Source organism: Saccharothrix syringae (assembly GCF_009498035.1).
In the GTDB taxonomy this organism is placed as follows: Bacteria; Actinomycetota; Actinomycetes; order Mycobacteriales; family Pseudonocardiaceae; genus Actinosynnema; species Actinosynnema syringae.
This window is the reverse complement of sequence record NZ_CP034550.1, coordinates 9,966,937-9,980,296: the sequence shown is the minus strand read 5'-3', so window position 1 is coordinate 9,980,296 and position 13,360 is coordinate 9,966,937. Positions and strand designations below refer to the sequence as shown.

The 13,360-nt window shown below is 70.4% G+C and carries 8 protein-coding genes; 6 read left to right on the top strand and 2 right to left on the bottom strand.

The window, feature by feature from the left end:
* Positions 1-88: 88 nt before the first annotated feature.
* The 4 genes from EKG83_RS42075 to fxsT all read left to right on the top strand — a co-directional run bounded on the left by EKG83_RS42075 (position 89) and on the right by fxsT (position 7,667).
* The gene (locus EKG83_RS42075) at positions 89-1,081 is read left to right on the top strand and encodes an aldo/keto reductase (protein ID WP_033435810.1); all 993 of its coding nucleotides are present in this window, start codon (positions 89-91) and stop codon (positions 1,079-1,081) included.
* Between the two features lie 136 nt (positions 1,082-1,217).
* Positions 1,218-2,705, top strand: coding sequence for a VMAP-C domain-containing protein (locus EKG83_RS42070; protein WP_153278770.1), 1,488 nt, complete (start codon positions 1,218-1,220; stop codon positions 2,703-2,705).
* Positions 2,698-3,693: an AAA family ATPase gene (locus EKG83_RS42065; protein ID WP_033435812.1), complete on the top strand. Its 996-nt coding sequence runs from the start codon at positions 2,698-2,700 to the stop codon at positions 3,691-3,693. The genes EKG83_RS42070 and EKG83_RS42065 overlap by 8 nt, the downstream gene beginning before the upstream one ends.
* Positions 3,690-7,667: an FxSxx-COOH system tetratricopeptide repeat protein gene (gene fxsT / locus EKG83_RS42060; RefSeq protein WP_265590306.1), complete on the top strand. Its 3,978-nt coding sequence runs from the start codon at positions 3,690-3,692 to the stop codon at positions 7,665-7,667. The genes EKG83_RS42065 and fxsT overlap by 4 nt, the downstream gene beginning before the upstream one ends.
* Positions 7,668-7,763: 96 nt before the next feature.
* Here the strand turns inward: fxsT and EKG83_RS42055 are convergent, their stop codons facing one another.
* The gene (locus EKG83_RS42055) at positions 7,764-7,946 is read right to left on the bottom strand and encodes a DUF6104 family protein (protein WP_033435814.1); all 183 of its coding nucleotides are present in this window, start codon (positions 7,944-7,946) and stop codon (positions 7,764-7,766) included.
* A 3-nt stretch (positions 7,947-7,949) separates the two neighbouring features.
* Positions 7,950-11,714 carry a multifunctional oxoglutarate decarboxylase/oxoglutarate dehydrogenase thiamine pyrophosphate-binding subunit/dihydrolipoyllysine-residue succinyltransferase subunit gene (locus tag EKG83_RS42050; RefSeq protein ID WP_084717196.1) on the bottom strand — a complete coding sequence of 1,255 codons (3,765 nt, stop codon included), beginning with the start codon at positions 11,712-11,714 and terminating at the stop codon, positions 7,950-7,952.
* A gap of 353 nt (positions 11,715-12,067) precedes the next feature.
* On the opposite strand from EKG83_RS42050, the gene EKG83_RS42045 reads away from it, so the two are divergent.
* Entirely contained in the window at positions 12,068-12,439 is a 372-nt protein-coding gene (locus EKG83_RS42045) for an ArsR/SmtB family transcription factor (protein WP_211269331.1), read from the top strand.
* Positions 12,436-12,918 carry an SRPBCC family protein gene (locus EKG83_RS42040; RefSeq protein ID WP_033435816.1) on the top strand — a complete coding sequence of 161 codons (483 nt, stop codon included), beginning with the start codon at positions 12,436-12,438 and terminating at the stop codon, positions 12,916-12,918. The genes EKG83_RS42045 and EKG83_RS42040 overlap by 4 nt, the downstream gene beginning before the upstream one ends.
* Positions 12,919-13,360 lie beyond the last annotated feature (442 nt).

Here is a 13,360-nt window from a genome sequence, read left to right as displayed (position 1 = left end):
GCCGGTCGCGTGCGGTGATTCGGGTGAACGGACCAACCCCGTTGGTCTCCCGTGGCAGGAGCGGGCCGGGTGGGGCAGGGTGGCGGGTATGGAGTACACCCAGCTCGGCCGCTCCGGCCTCTCCGTGTCCCGCCTGTGCCTGGGCACGATGAACTTCGGCCCGGAGACCGACGAGGCCGACAGCCACGCGATCATGGACCGCGCGCACGAGCACGGCATCAACTTCTTCGACACCGCCAACGTCTACGGCTGGCAGCTGGGCGAGGGCATCACCGAGCAGATCATCGGCCGGTGGTTCGCCCAGGGCGGCGGCCGGCGCGAGAAGACCGTGCTCGCCACCAAGGTGTACGGGTACATGGGCGAGTGGCCGAACGAGACGCGGCTGTCCGCCCTGCACATCCGGCGCGCCGCCGAGGAGTCGCTGCGGCGCCTGCAGACCGACCACATCGACCTGTACCAGATGCACCACGTGGACCGGGACACGCCGTGGGACGAGATCTGGGAGGCGTTCTCCGTCCTGCGGCAGCAGGGCAAGGTGATCTACTTCGGGTCGTCGAACTTCGCCGGGTGGCACATCGCGCAGGCCCAGGAGGCGGCCCGCACCCGCCACTTCCTCGGCCTGGTCAGCGAGCAGTCGATCTACAACCTGATCAACCGGTACGTCGAGCTGGAGGTGCTGCCGGCGGCCCGCCACTACGGCCTCGGCGTGATCCCGTGGTCCCCGCTGCAGGGCGGCCTGCTCGGCGGCGTGCTGCGCAAGCAGCGCGAGGGCGGCGGTTCGCGCGGCAACAGCGAGCGCATGCAGGGCCTGCTGGACAAGCACCGCGACGCGATCGAGGCGTACGAGAAGCTGGCCGCGGACCTCGGTGAGGACCCGGCGCACCTGGGGCTGGCGTGGCTGCTGCACCAGGAGGGCGTGACGGCGCCCATCATCGGCCCGCGCACGATGGACCAGCTCGACGGCTCGCTGCGGTCCGCGGAGATCGAGCTGGACGCCGAGGTGCTGGGGCGGCTGGACGAGCTGTTCCCGGGGCCGGGGCCGAACCCGGGCAAGCCCGCGCCGGAGGCTTACGCCTGGTAGTGCAAAGCCGCCGACTTGGCGATCGCATTGATGCGGAAAACACAATTACTCCGTCCGGTGTCACCCTCGTGCCGGGTGTTGTCTTTCCGCTTCCCGTGCGATTCGCTGGGTGCTTCTCCGGTTTCGAGGGGGATCGGTGGTGTGGCGGGAACGTACGTTGTCGGTGGCCGAACACCGCGAGCTGTGCGACGCCTTCCTCCGACTGCCCGGCATGCGTGAACCGGATTCGCGTGAGCTGTACATCGCGGAACTGGCCAGGACACACCTCGACGGGTTCACCTTTCCCAGGCACGCGGACGCGCACCACGACGTGTGGTCGCTGCTGTCCGCGTGCCTGGCGCAGGAGGGCGGACTGGCCGGGCTCGTCGAGGTGGTGCGGGTGTTCCACCAGGGCAGTCGCCCGATGGCCCGTCTCGACCAACTGCTGGCGACCCTGTTCCCGGACCGGTTGCTGACCGCGACCGAGCACCGGGCGCTGCTCGTCCTGCTGATCGACCTGGACCCGGGCCTACTCGGTCCCCCTTTCCGGCGGGCGACCTCGTCGTTCCAGTGGAACGCGGTGCCGAACTGGGGCGATGTGACAGGTCTGGTCGACTGCCTGGACCTCGCGGTGGACGTGAACGGGGTGCCGCCGCTGCTCGCGTTCGTCGAACACCTGGCGCACCGGGTGAACGGGCTGCACGAGGAGGCGCACCGCTGGCTCGACACCGTCGCCACTCGACTGGACCTGCGGCGGTCAGTACTGGTCGAGCTCTGCGCGGCGGCGGGCGAGGCCAACGCGGACGCCGCGCCCGGTTATGTGGTGTTGCAACTACAGCCCGACGGCGCGGAACCCGACCGCTACCTGCTGTCCGCTTGGCTCCAACAGCCCGGCTGGCCCGATGAGGTGCTGTTCCGCGACGACGTGCCGCGCACCGTCCAACAGGTCGCAGGGCAGGTAGCGGAGCTGGTCCGGCGGGCGCACGCGGTGGCGGGCACCGAACTGGACGAGCTGGTGGTGGAGTTCGTCCTGCCCCGGAGCCTGGTGCACCAGCCGATCGACCAGTGGCGCGTGGACGACGTGTTCCCCCACCTGCTCGGCACCAGTCACGTGGTGGTCGTGCGCAGCCTGGACCGGATGCGGCGCGAGGACCTGCGCGCCCGCTGGCGGCGCAAGTGGCGCTGGTTGGCGGCGCACGGTGACCGGACCGGGATCGCGGGTGTGCACTGGTCGGGAAAGAACCACGTGGCCACCCCGGACGGTCTGTTCGCCGAACTCGTCCTGGATGACGCGCCCGTCGCCGTGGTGCTGGTCGAGCCCCCGACGGAGCGCGAGGGCCTGGGGTGGGACGAGCTCACCGCCGCCCTCTACGCGGGCGTGCCAGTCGTGGCCTGGTGTCGCGAGCCCACGTTGTCGGAGTGGTTCGAGGAGGAGATTAGGCGAGTGCTCGCCGAAGGCGGCGGCCTGCGCCGGCTGCCCGCTCACGTGCTCCACCTGCGCCGCAAGGCGAGCGGCAGGTACGACTCCCGAGTACGCCTGGGAAACCACATCACGCTGCTGTGGGACGACGCCGACCGAATACCGGAACCATTCATGCGCGCCGGTCGGTTACGCGCGCCGCGTTTAGAGGGGAACCATGGTTGATCCGCGCTTGTCCATCTACCGCGGCACTGGGGAACCCCATGACGACATCGCAGCGCTCTCGCCGCCCCCACCGTGGCGCGTCTTCACCGGTGAGGTGACCTCCGCGCCGGTCACCCCCACCACACCGGGCGCGCGACCCACCGCCGAAGCACGCGCCCGCGTCTACCGGCCGAGCTCGGAAGTCGTGCACATGGTCAACGTGGCCCTGTGCCTGCGGCGCCCGTTGCTGGTCACCGGCAAGCCGGGTACGGGCAAGTCGACCCTGGCCTTCAGCGTCGCTCACGAGCTCAAGCTCGGCCCGGTCCTGTACTGGCCGATCGGCAGCCACTCCAAGCTCGGCGACGCCCTGTACCGGTACGACGCGATCGGCCGCCTCCAAGAGGCGGGGATGCGCGGTGGGGCCGCGCCGCCGGATATCGGCCGGTTCGTCCGGCTCGGCCCGCTGGGCACCGCGCTCCTGCCCGGTGAGCGGCCCAGGGTGTTGCTGATCGACGAGCTGGACAAGAGCGACATCGACCTGCCGAACGACCTGCTCAACGTATTCGAGGAAGGGCAGTTCGACATCCCGGAGCTGAGCAGGTTGCCCGACGACCACCTCGAGGTGCGGGTGATGACCGAGGACCCGGGGCGATCGGCCACCATCACGCGCGGCCAGGTGTGCTGCCGCGCGTTCCCGTTCGTGGTGATCACCAGCAACGGCGAACGCGAATTCCCGACCGCGTTCCTGCGCCGCTGCCAGCAGGTGAACATCCAGCAGCCGGACAGCGAGAAGCTGGCCGAGATCGTCGCGGGACACCTCGGTCCGGAGGCGCTGGAGGAGACCAGGGAGCTCGTGGCTCGATTCGTGGAGCGCCGCGACCGCGGCGACCTCGCCACCGACCAGCTGCTCAACGCCGTCTACTTGGCGGTGTCCGGGGCCAAGTCGGACCCGGCGACGCGGGAACAGCTGGTGGACCGGCTCATCCAGCCGCTCGACGGGCCGGGATGATCCGCGACTTCGTCGACTTCGTCCGCGCGGCGGTTCCGGACGTCACCGCCGAGGAACTCGCCGATGCCCTCTGGCTCGCGAGACTCCTCGATGAGGGCGGGAGGGGCGCCGGTCCGGCGCCACCGCCGCCCGGCCCGCCCGCGTTCGGTCGTGGCGCCCCGCGATCGGCCGAGGCGCCCCGACCGGCAGAGACTGCCCACCGGCGGACTCGCGCACCCGGGCACGCCTCGCTGCACGTCGGGCCCTCGGGCAGCACGCCGGCCGGCGATCCGGGGGAGACGCGGACCAAGAGCCCCGCGGTGCCCGCCCTACCGAACGCGTCCGCGCTCGGTAGGGCGCTCCGACCACTCAAGCGCACGGTCTCGTCGACGGACGAGACGCGCCTCGACGAGGTCGCGACCGCCGACCACATCGCGGACACCGGCCTCTTGGTGCCGCGCACCCGCCCCGAGCCCCGGCGGTGGTTGGACCTAGCGCTGGTGGTGGACGACAGCCGTTCCATGGTCGTGTGGCGGCGCACCATCGCGGAGTTCCGCGAGCTGTTGGTGCGGCTGGGCGCGTTCCGCGATGTGCGCACGTGGCGGTTCGACGGTGACACCCCGGCTGGCGGGCGCTTGGTGCTGAGCGGCGCCGCGAAGGGTGCGGTGCACGACGTGCGCGAGCTGGCCGATCCGGGCGGTGAACGGCTGGTCTTGGTGGCCAGTGACTGCGTGGGCGATGCGTGGAGCAACGGCGTGCTGGGCGGAGCGCTCGCCCTGTGGTCCGCGATGAGCCCGGTCGCGGTGGTGCAGGTGCTGCCGCAGCGGCTGTGGGAGGGCTGCGGACCGGACTTCACCCGCGTTCGACTGCGAGGGCGCGGACCGGCCACACCGAACCGCTTGGTCGACGTGAAGGCTGTCGACCCCGACGACGACCTCACTGGCGCGGGCGTGCCGGTGCCGGTGCTGGAACTGGAGCCCCGTTGGCTGGTTCCGTGGGTCGCGCTGGTCACCGGCTCGGGCACCGGCTGGTTCTCGGGCACCGCGATGTTCACCGGCCGGATGGACCGGCAGGAGCACGAGCCGCCACCGCCCTCCCCGGAGGAGCGGCTCCGCCGGTTCCGACTGCGGGCTTCGACCACGGCTTACCGGCTGGCCGTGCACCTGGCGTGCGCACCGCTCAGCTTACCGGTGATGAGACTGGTGCAGCACACCATGCTGCCCTCTTCCAGACCCGCCCACCTCGCCGAGGTGTTCCTGAGCGGTTTGTTGCAGGTGGTCGACGCGGACGCCGCAGACGTTGACGACCTGCGGTTCGACTTCGAACCAGGGGTCCGCGACGAGTTGCTGTCCGAGGTGGGCAGGCACGAGGCGCTCCAAGTCCTGGCGAAGGTGTCCGACTTCGTCACCCGGCGACTCGGCTCGCCGTTCGACTTCAACGCCCTGTTGACCGACGGGCGCGCCGCCGAGGCCGGAGCCGCGCTGGGACCGCCGTTCGCAGAGGTGGCCCACGACGTGCTCCAGCGGTTGGGGGGCCGCTACGCCGAGGCCGCGGCCCGGCTCCGAGCCGTCCCAACCGGCACGGCCCCGTCGTCGGTGCTGCAAGAGACGCCCCGGCATGAGCTGCCGCCGCTCACTCCCGGCTTCATCGGGCGTGCCGACATCCTTGACGCGGTGCGGCGGTCGCTGTCCGATGACGTGCCGCTGGTCTTGGTCGGCGCGGGGGGAATGGGCAAGACTTCGCTCGCCGTCCAGTGCGCCCACCGGTTCCGGGAGGACTACGACCTGGTCTGGTGGATGGCCGCCGACGACCAGTCCCTGCTTCGGGCCTCGTTCGTCGACCTAGCCGCCCACCTGGGGCTACCCCCGTCCTCCGACGTCCCGCGGACGGTGCGGGACGTGCTGGCCGCGCTCCGCGCGACCGGCCGCTGGCTGCTGGTCTTCGACGACGTCCGCGAACCAGGGGCGCTGCACGGCCTGATCCCCACCGGGGGCCACGTGGTGATCACCACCCGGCTGCGGACGTGGCCGGGACCGGCACGGGTGGTGCCCGTGCCGGAGCTGGCCCGAGCCGAGAGCGTCGTGCTGCTGTGCGCGCAGGCGGATTGGTTGGGGCCGGAGGACGCGGACCAGGTGGCCGCCGCGCTACGCGATCACCCGCTGGCGGTGCGCCACGCCGGGGCGTGGCTCGCCGAGATGCGGTTGACTGCCGTGGACTACCTGGAGTCCCTGTCAGCGGCCCCGTCCGGGAGCGCGCCCTGGACGGTCGCGATCCAGGCGCTGCGGCGGCACGCGCCGGACGCGGCGCTCGTGCTCGACCTGTGCTCGGTCCTCGCCGACGCTCCCCTGCCGATCGACGTCCTCGCCGCAGGGCAGGACCTGCCCGGTCCGCTCGGCGACGTGCTGCGGGATCGATCGCGACTGCTCCGCGCGCTGGGGGAACTGGACCGCGTCGCACTGGCACAGCTGGACGTCGACGTCGATCGCGTCCGGGTGCACGGGCTGGTCCAGGACACCGTGCGCGAACTGCTGCCGGCGCCGGAGTGCGAGGCCGCGACCGCCGCCGCGCGATCAGTGCTCGCCGCGGCCAACCCCGGCGAGCCGGACGAGCCGCACAACTGGCCACGGTACCGCGAACTCGCGCCGCACACGGCAGCCGTGGACCTGGTGGTGGCCGAGGAGCGGCAAGCGCGCGTCCTCGTGCTCGACCACATCCGCCACCTCTACGCGATCGGTGATTACGAGGGCAGTCTCGACATGGGACGGGCCACGGTGCACCGCTGGCGGGAGCTGTGGGACCGGAACGAGGAGTTGACCCTGCTGGCGTGCCGGCTCGTCGCCAACGCGATGCGCGAACTGGGCGACGTCGCCGGCGCCGGCGAGTGGGACCAGGAGACCTTCCGCAGGCTGACGGAGGTGTTCGGCGCCGACCACTCCCACACCCTGACCGTCGCCAACGGTCTGGGCGCGGATCTGAGGGCGCTCGGACGCGTCGACGAGGCCGTCGCGCTCGACCGCGACACGTTGCGCCGGCACCGGCGGAAGTGGGGCGACAACCACAACCGGACGTTGCGCGCCGCGATCAACGTAGCCGTGGACCTGCGCCTGCTCGGCCGCTTCACCGAAGCACGGGCCATCGACCTCGACGTGGTGCGCAGGCGCCGCGAGATGTACGGCGCGGAGGACCCCCGGACTCTGTTCGCCACCAGCAACCTGGTGCGCGACCTCATCGGTCTCGGCGCCTACCGCGAAGCGCTGCGCATCCAGGAGGACCTGCTACCGCTGATGCGCGCCCGGCTCGGCCCACACCACAACCACGTCCTGCTGGCCATCCGGAACCTGGTGATCGCACTGCGCGGCACTGGCCGTTACGCCCAGGCCCGCGAACTCGGGAAGGAGAACGTAATCACGTGCGAGTGGCGGCTCGGTCCGCGGCACGAGTACTCGCTGGCCGCCTCCATGACGCTGGGCAACGTGCTGCGGCGGACCGGCGAGCTGGAGGACGCACTGGGCATCGGCGAGCGGGCGTACCGCAGGATGACTCGCGACGCCGGCCCGCGGCATCCGTTCACACTGGCCGGTGCGATCAACACCGCCCTGCTGCGGCGAGCGGCCGGCCAGGTCGAACCGGCCTACGAGCTCGACCTGGCCACCTCCCGGGCGCTGCGCGAGGTGGGCGGGGCGGATCACCCGATGACGCTGGCGTGCGAGGTGAACCTGAGCAGCGACCTGGCGTTCCTGGGGTACCCGGAGCAGGCGGCCGAGCTCTCCGCGTCGACCTCGCCACGCCTGGCGCAGGTGCTGGGCGCCGACCACCCGCACACCCTCGTATGCGCCTTCAACGCCGCCGTGGACCGGATTGCCGTCAGCGGGGAGAACCGGATGGCGGAGGCGGTGGCGGACCTGGCGCGGGTGTTGGGCGCTCGTCACCCCGAAGTCGTGCTGGCGGCGGCGGGCCGACGGCTGGACTGCGACGTCGAACCACCGCCGACCTGAGGTCCCCGACCTCGGCCGCGGCACCGGAGAGGCGCCGAAAAAGCCTGGAACGCCGAGAGGCCCCACCCCCGGGCAGGGGCGGGGCCTCTCGAACGATCAGTCCTCGAACTCGTCTTCGTCGTCGCGCGCCAGGTAGGTGGCCAGGCGCTCGACCGCCGTCTCGAACTCGGGGTTCGCGTCGACGAACGCGCGCAGCTTGTCGGCCAGCCAGGCGAGGGTGACCTCCTCCTCGCCCCGGCGCGCCTCCAGCTCCTCGATCCCTCGGTCGGTGAAGTACACGGCCTACTCGAACGCCTTCGTGATCAGCTCGCGCTGCTCGACCTCGTGCACCTTGGACGACCCGGCCGACGGCGCGGCCATCGGGCGCCGCGACACGCGCGAGACCCGGTAGCGCTCCGGCAGCAGCTCCGGCAGGGCCAGGCCGAAGAACGGCCAGGCACCCTGGTTCGCCGGCTCCTCCTGCACCCAGCGCACCTCGGTGGCGTTCGGGTAGCGCTCCAGTGCCTCGGTCAGCTTGCGCGCGGGCACCGGGTACAGCTGCTCCACGCGCACGATGGCGAAGTCGTCCGTGCCGCGCTTCTCCTGCTCGGCCAGCAGCTCGTAGTAGATCTTGCCGTAGCAGAGCACGACCTTGGTGACCTTGTTCGGGTCGCCGATGCGCCGGTCGTCGATGACCGACTGGAAGCGCTCCTCCACGAAGTCCTCGACCGGGCTGGTCGCGGCCTTCAGGCGCAGCATCGACTTCGGGGTGAACACCACCAGCGGGCGGTTCACGCCGTCCAGCGCGTGCCTGCGCAGCAGGTGGAAGTAGTTCGCCGGGGTCGACGGCACCGCGATCGTCATCGAGCCCTCCGCGCACAGCTGGAGGAACCGCTCGATGCGGCCGGAGGTGTGGTCCGGGCCCTGGCCCTCGTGGCCGTGCGGCAGCAGCAGCACCACGTCGGACACCTGGCCCCACTTCGCCTCACCGGACGAGATGAACTCGTCGATGATCGGCTGCGCGCCGTTGACGAAGTCGCCGAACTGGGCCTCCCACAGCACCAGGGCGTCCGGGTTGGCCACCGAGTAGCCGTACTCGAAGCCGAGCGCCGCGAACTCCGAGAGCACCGAGTCGTAGACCATGAACTTGCCCTGGGTCTCGGCCAGGTGCTGGAGCGGGGTGTACTCCACGCTGCTCTTGCGGTCCACCAGGGTGGCGTGCCGCTGCACGAACGTGCCGCGCCGCGAGTCCTGGCCGGCCAGGCGGACCGTGCGGCCCTCCAGCACCAGTGACCCGAACGCCAGCAGCTCGGCGAACGCCCAGTCGATGCCGCCCTCGCGGGCCATCTTGGCGCGCCGCTCCAGCACCGGCTTCACGCGCGGGTGCGGGGTGAAGCCGTCGGGCAGGTCGACGTGCGCGTCGGCGATCCGCTCGATCACCGAGCGCTCGATGCCGGTGGGCAGCTTGGCCGGGATCTGCTGCTCCGCCTCGATCGACGGCGAGGTCTTGATCGGGTGCTTCTCCAGCTCCCTGACCTCGTTGAACACGTGCTCCAGCTGCGAGGAGAAGTCCTGGAGCGCCTTCTCCGCCTCCTCGACGGAGATGTCGCCGCGGCCGATCAGCGCCTCGGTGTAGGTCTTGCGGACCGAGCGCTTGGTGTCGATCACGTCGTACATCGCCGGCTGGGTCATCGACGGGTCGTCGCCCTCGTTGTGCCCGCGGCGGCGGTAGCACACCATGTCGATGACGACGTCCTTGTTGAACCGCTGCCGGTAGTCCACGGCCAGCTTGGCGACCCAGTAGCACGCCTCGGGGTCGTCGCCGTTGACGTGGAACACCGGCGAGCCGATCATCTTCGCCACGTCCGTGGAGTACTTCGACGAGCGCGAGTTCTCCGGCGCGGTGGTGAAGCCGACCTGGTTGTTGACGATGACGTGCACGGTGCCGCCGGTGCGGTAGCCGCGCACGAGCGCCAGGTTCAGCGTCTCGGCGACCACGCCCTGGCCGGCGAACGCGGCGTCGCCGTGCAGCGCGACCGGCAGCACGGTGAAGCCCTGGTCGCCCTTGTCGAGCATGTCCTGCTTGGCCCGGACGATGCCCTCCAGCACCGGGTCCACGGCCTCCAGGTGCGACGGGTTGGCGGTCAGCGACACCTTGGTCTCGCCGTCGCCGAACATGCGGAAGTACTTGCCCTCCGCGCCCAGGTGGTACTTCACGTCGCCCGAGCCGTGCGCCTGGCCCGGGTCGAGGTTGCCCTCGAACTCGCGGAAGATCTGGGAGATCGGCTTGCCGACGATGTTGGCCAGCACGTTCAGCCGGCCGCGGTGCGGCATGCCGATGACGACCTCGTCGATCTCGTGCTCGGCGGCCTTGTCCAGCACCGCGTCGAGCAGCGGGATGACGGTCTCGCCGCCCTCCAGCGAGAACCGCTTCTGGCCGACGTACTTGGTCTGCAGGAAGGTCTCGAACGCCTCGGCGGCGTTGAGCTTCGACAGGATGTACTTCTGCACGGTGGCCGGCGGCTTCTCGTGCGGCACCTCGACGCGCTCCTGGATCCAGAGGCGCTCCTCCGGGTCGAGGATGTGCATGTACTCGACGCCGACCGTGCGGCAGTACGAGTTGCGCAGCACGCCCAGGATGTCGCGCAGCTTCATCCGCTCCTGGCCCGCGAACCCGCCGACCGGGAACTCCCGGTCCAGGTCCCACAGGGTCAGGCCGTGCGACAGGACGTCCAGGTCGCGGTGGCTGCGCTGGCGGTAGTTCAGCGGGTCCGTGTCGGCCATCAGGTGGCCGCGGGTGCGGAACGCGTCGATCAGCTCGATGACGCGGGCGGTCTTGTCGACCGCGCCCTCGGGGATGTCGGCGACCCAGCGGATCGGCTCGTACGGCAGGCGCAGCGAGGTGAAGACGTCGTCGTAGAAGCCGTCCTCGCCCAGCAGCAGCTGGTGCACGCGCTTGAGGAACTCGCCCGACTCCGCGCCCTGGATGATGCGGTGGTCGTAGGTGGAGGTCAGCGTGATGATCTTGCTGACGCCCATGTCGGTCAGGGCCTGCTCGCTGGTGCCCTGGAAGTGCGCCGGGTACTCCATGGCGCCCACGCCGATGATCGCGCCCTGGCCCGCGGTGAGCCGCGGCACCGAGTGGTTGGTGCCGATGGTGCCCGGGTTGGTCAGCGAGATGGTGGTGCCGGAGAAGTCCTCGGAGGTCAGCGAGCCCGACCGCGCCTTGCGGATCAGGTCCTCGTACGCCTGCCAGAACTGCGTGAACGTCATGTTCTCGCAGCCCTTGATCGAGGCGACGACCAGCGAGCGCGAGCCGTCCTTGCCGGGCAGGTCGATGGCCAGGCCGAAGTTCACGTGCTCCGGGGTGACCACGAACGGCTTGCCGTCGACCTCGGCGAAGTGCCGGTTCATGTTCGGGAACGCCTGGAGCGCCCGGACCACGGCGTAGCCGATCAGGTGCGTGAAGGAGACCTTGCCACCGCGGGTGCGCTTGAGGTGGTTGTTGATCACGATGCGGTTGTCGGCCAGCAGCTTGGCCGGCACCGCGCGCACGCTGGTCGCGGTCGGGACGGTGAGCGACAGCTCCATGTTCTTGGCGATGGCGGCCGCGGCGCCGCGGAGCTGCTTCTGCTCCTCGCCCCTGCCCTGCTGCACCGGCGCGGCCTTGGCGGCCTGCGCGGGGGCGGGCTTGGCGGGCTGCTTGGCGGGCTGCTGCTTCGGCTGCTGGGGCTGCTGCTGCTGCTTCGGCTGCGCGGGCTTGTCGGCCGGCTTCTCGGCGGGCTTCGGCGCGGTGGTGGTCGACGTGCCGTTGCCGTTCTCGGCGGTGGTGGTCGTGTTCGCCGAGGTGGTCTTCGCCGAGGCCGTTGCCGAGGTCGTTGCCGCCGCGGCCGTCGTCACGGCCGTCGTCGCGGTCCCGTTGCCCGACCGCTGCGTCGACTTGTAGTCGGCGAAGAAGTCGTGCCAGGCCGGGTCTACCGACGACGGGTCGGCGAGGAACTGCTCGTACATCTCCTCGACCAGCCACTCATTGGGGCCGAACTGCGAAGCAGGACTGCTGCTGGACACGGCTGGCGCTCGCCTCTATCCATCTCGCTCTTGGTAATGACTCACTCATCGCCAGGCTAGTCCCCCGTCTGGTGCAGTTCACACACAGGAGGGGCCGAGCGCCGAGTGTTCGCTCACAGGATCGATCAGGTGGTCGGTCCCGTTATGGGTGCTTGAGCACCACTTGAGGTTATGCCCGTCACGTGCCCGGTGGGGATCGACTTGACGACTTTGTCCGCACTTCGGGCCGGTGGGTGGTGTGAGGCGTTCACGGAGCTGAACGGTGCCGGGTTGAGCTGGGCTTTCAACCTTCTGGTTGACTAGTGGGGTGTGGGGTCGTATCGTCGTGTTCAACCGAGCGGTTGAGTAAGGAGATGGTGGTGGACGACCGGTTGTCGCGGGTCTTCTCGGCGCTGGCCGACCCGATCCGGCGCGACATGGTGGCGCGGCTCGCCTCGGGCGACGCGACCGTGAACGAGTTGGCCGAGCCCTACTCCGTGACCGTGCAGGCCGTGTCGAAGCACTTGAAGGTCCTGGAGGAGGCCGGGCTCGTCACCCGCGGCAGGGAGGCGCAGCGGCGGCCGGTCCACCTGGAGGCGGAGGTGTTCGACCTGATGACGAAGTGGATCGAGCGCTATCGGCGCGAGGCCGAGCAGCGCTACCGGCGGCTGGACGCCGTGCTCGCCGAGATGGCGGAGAGCGGTGTTGAGCGGGGTCGGACCGATATCGAGGGAGAGGCATCATGACTGCGATCACGCACCCCGAGACCACGATCAGCGCGGACCCGGCGCTGCCGGTCATCCGGATCACCCGGGAGTTCGACGCGCCGCGTGAGGCGGTGTTCCGGGCGCACACCGATCCGGAGCTGGTGGTGAAGTGGCTGGGGCCGCGGTCGGTGACCATGGAGGTGGAGCGCTGGGACGCCACCACCGGTGGGGGGTACCGGTACCTGCACCGGCGGGGGGACGAGGCGTACGGGTTCTACGGGTCGTTCCACGAGGTGCGGCCGGCTGAGCGGATCGTGCAGACGTTCACGTTCGAGGGGGTGCCGGACGGGGTGTGCCTGGAGACGATGACGCTGGAGGACCTGGGGGGTGGGCGGACCCGGTTGCACGTGGTGAGCGTGTTCGAGACGGTCGAGGGGCGGGATGCGGCCATGTCCAGCGGGATGTCTTACGGGGTGACGCAGGGGTACGAGCAGTTGGACGAGCTGCTGGCTTCCTAGCTCTCCGCGTTGTGGGCTGGGGTTGGGGTTGGGGTTGGGGCTGGGTTGGGTTTGGTCGGCCTTTGGTTTCGTCCGGCTCGATTTGACATGGGGCCCTTACGAGCACCGGAGGCAGGCCGCAGCCGACAGGCACGGCGGGGAAAAGCGTCCCGCCGAGCCTGCCGGCTCCGACCAGCCTATGGCACTCGAACCCATGTCAAATCGGGCCTCGTCGGCCCCCGCCGACCCCAGCCCCCTCCCGGCGTGTCATGCGTTCAAGCCGGGCGTGTCATGCGTTGGGTCCGGGCGTGTCATGCGTTGGGTACCGGCGTGTCATGCGTTGGGTCCGGGCGTGTCATGCGTTCAAGCCGCGCGAGTCGAACGTTCAGGACCGTCGTGTCGAACGTTCCGGGCCCCCGAGTTCTACGTTCAGCACCGGCGTGTCCTCCACTCGGACACCGCG

What these genes read in the sequence shown, in the direction of transcription:
- fxsT (WP_265590306.1), top strand. Translation starts at nt 3,690, where the DNA reads ATGATCCGCGACTTCGTCGACTTCGTCCGCGCGGCGGTTCCGGACGTC.
- EKG83_RS42045 (WP_211269331.1), top strand. Translation starts at nt 12,068, where the DNA reads ATGGTGGTGGACGACCGGTTGTCGCGGGTCTTCTCGGCGCTGGCCGAC.
- EKG83_RS42075 (WP_033435810.1), top strand. Translation starts at nt 89, where the DNA reads ATGGAGTACACCCAGCTCGGCCGCTCCGGCCTCTCCGTGTCCCGCCTG.
- EKG83_RS42040 (WP_033435816.1), top strand. Translation starts at nt 12,436, where the DNA reads ATGACTGCGATCACGCACCCCGAGACCACGATCAGCGCGGACCCGGCG.
- EKG83_RS42065 (WP_033435812.1), top strand. Translation starts at nt 2,698, where the DNA reads ATGGTTGATCCGCGCTTGTCCATCTACCGCGGCACTGGGGAACCCCAT.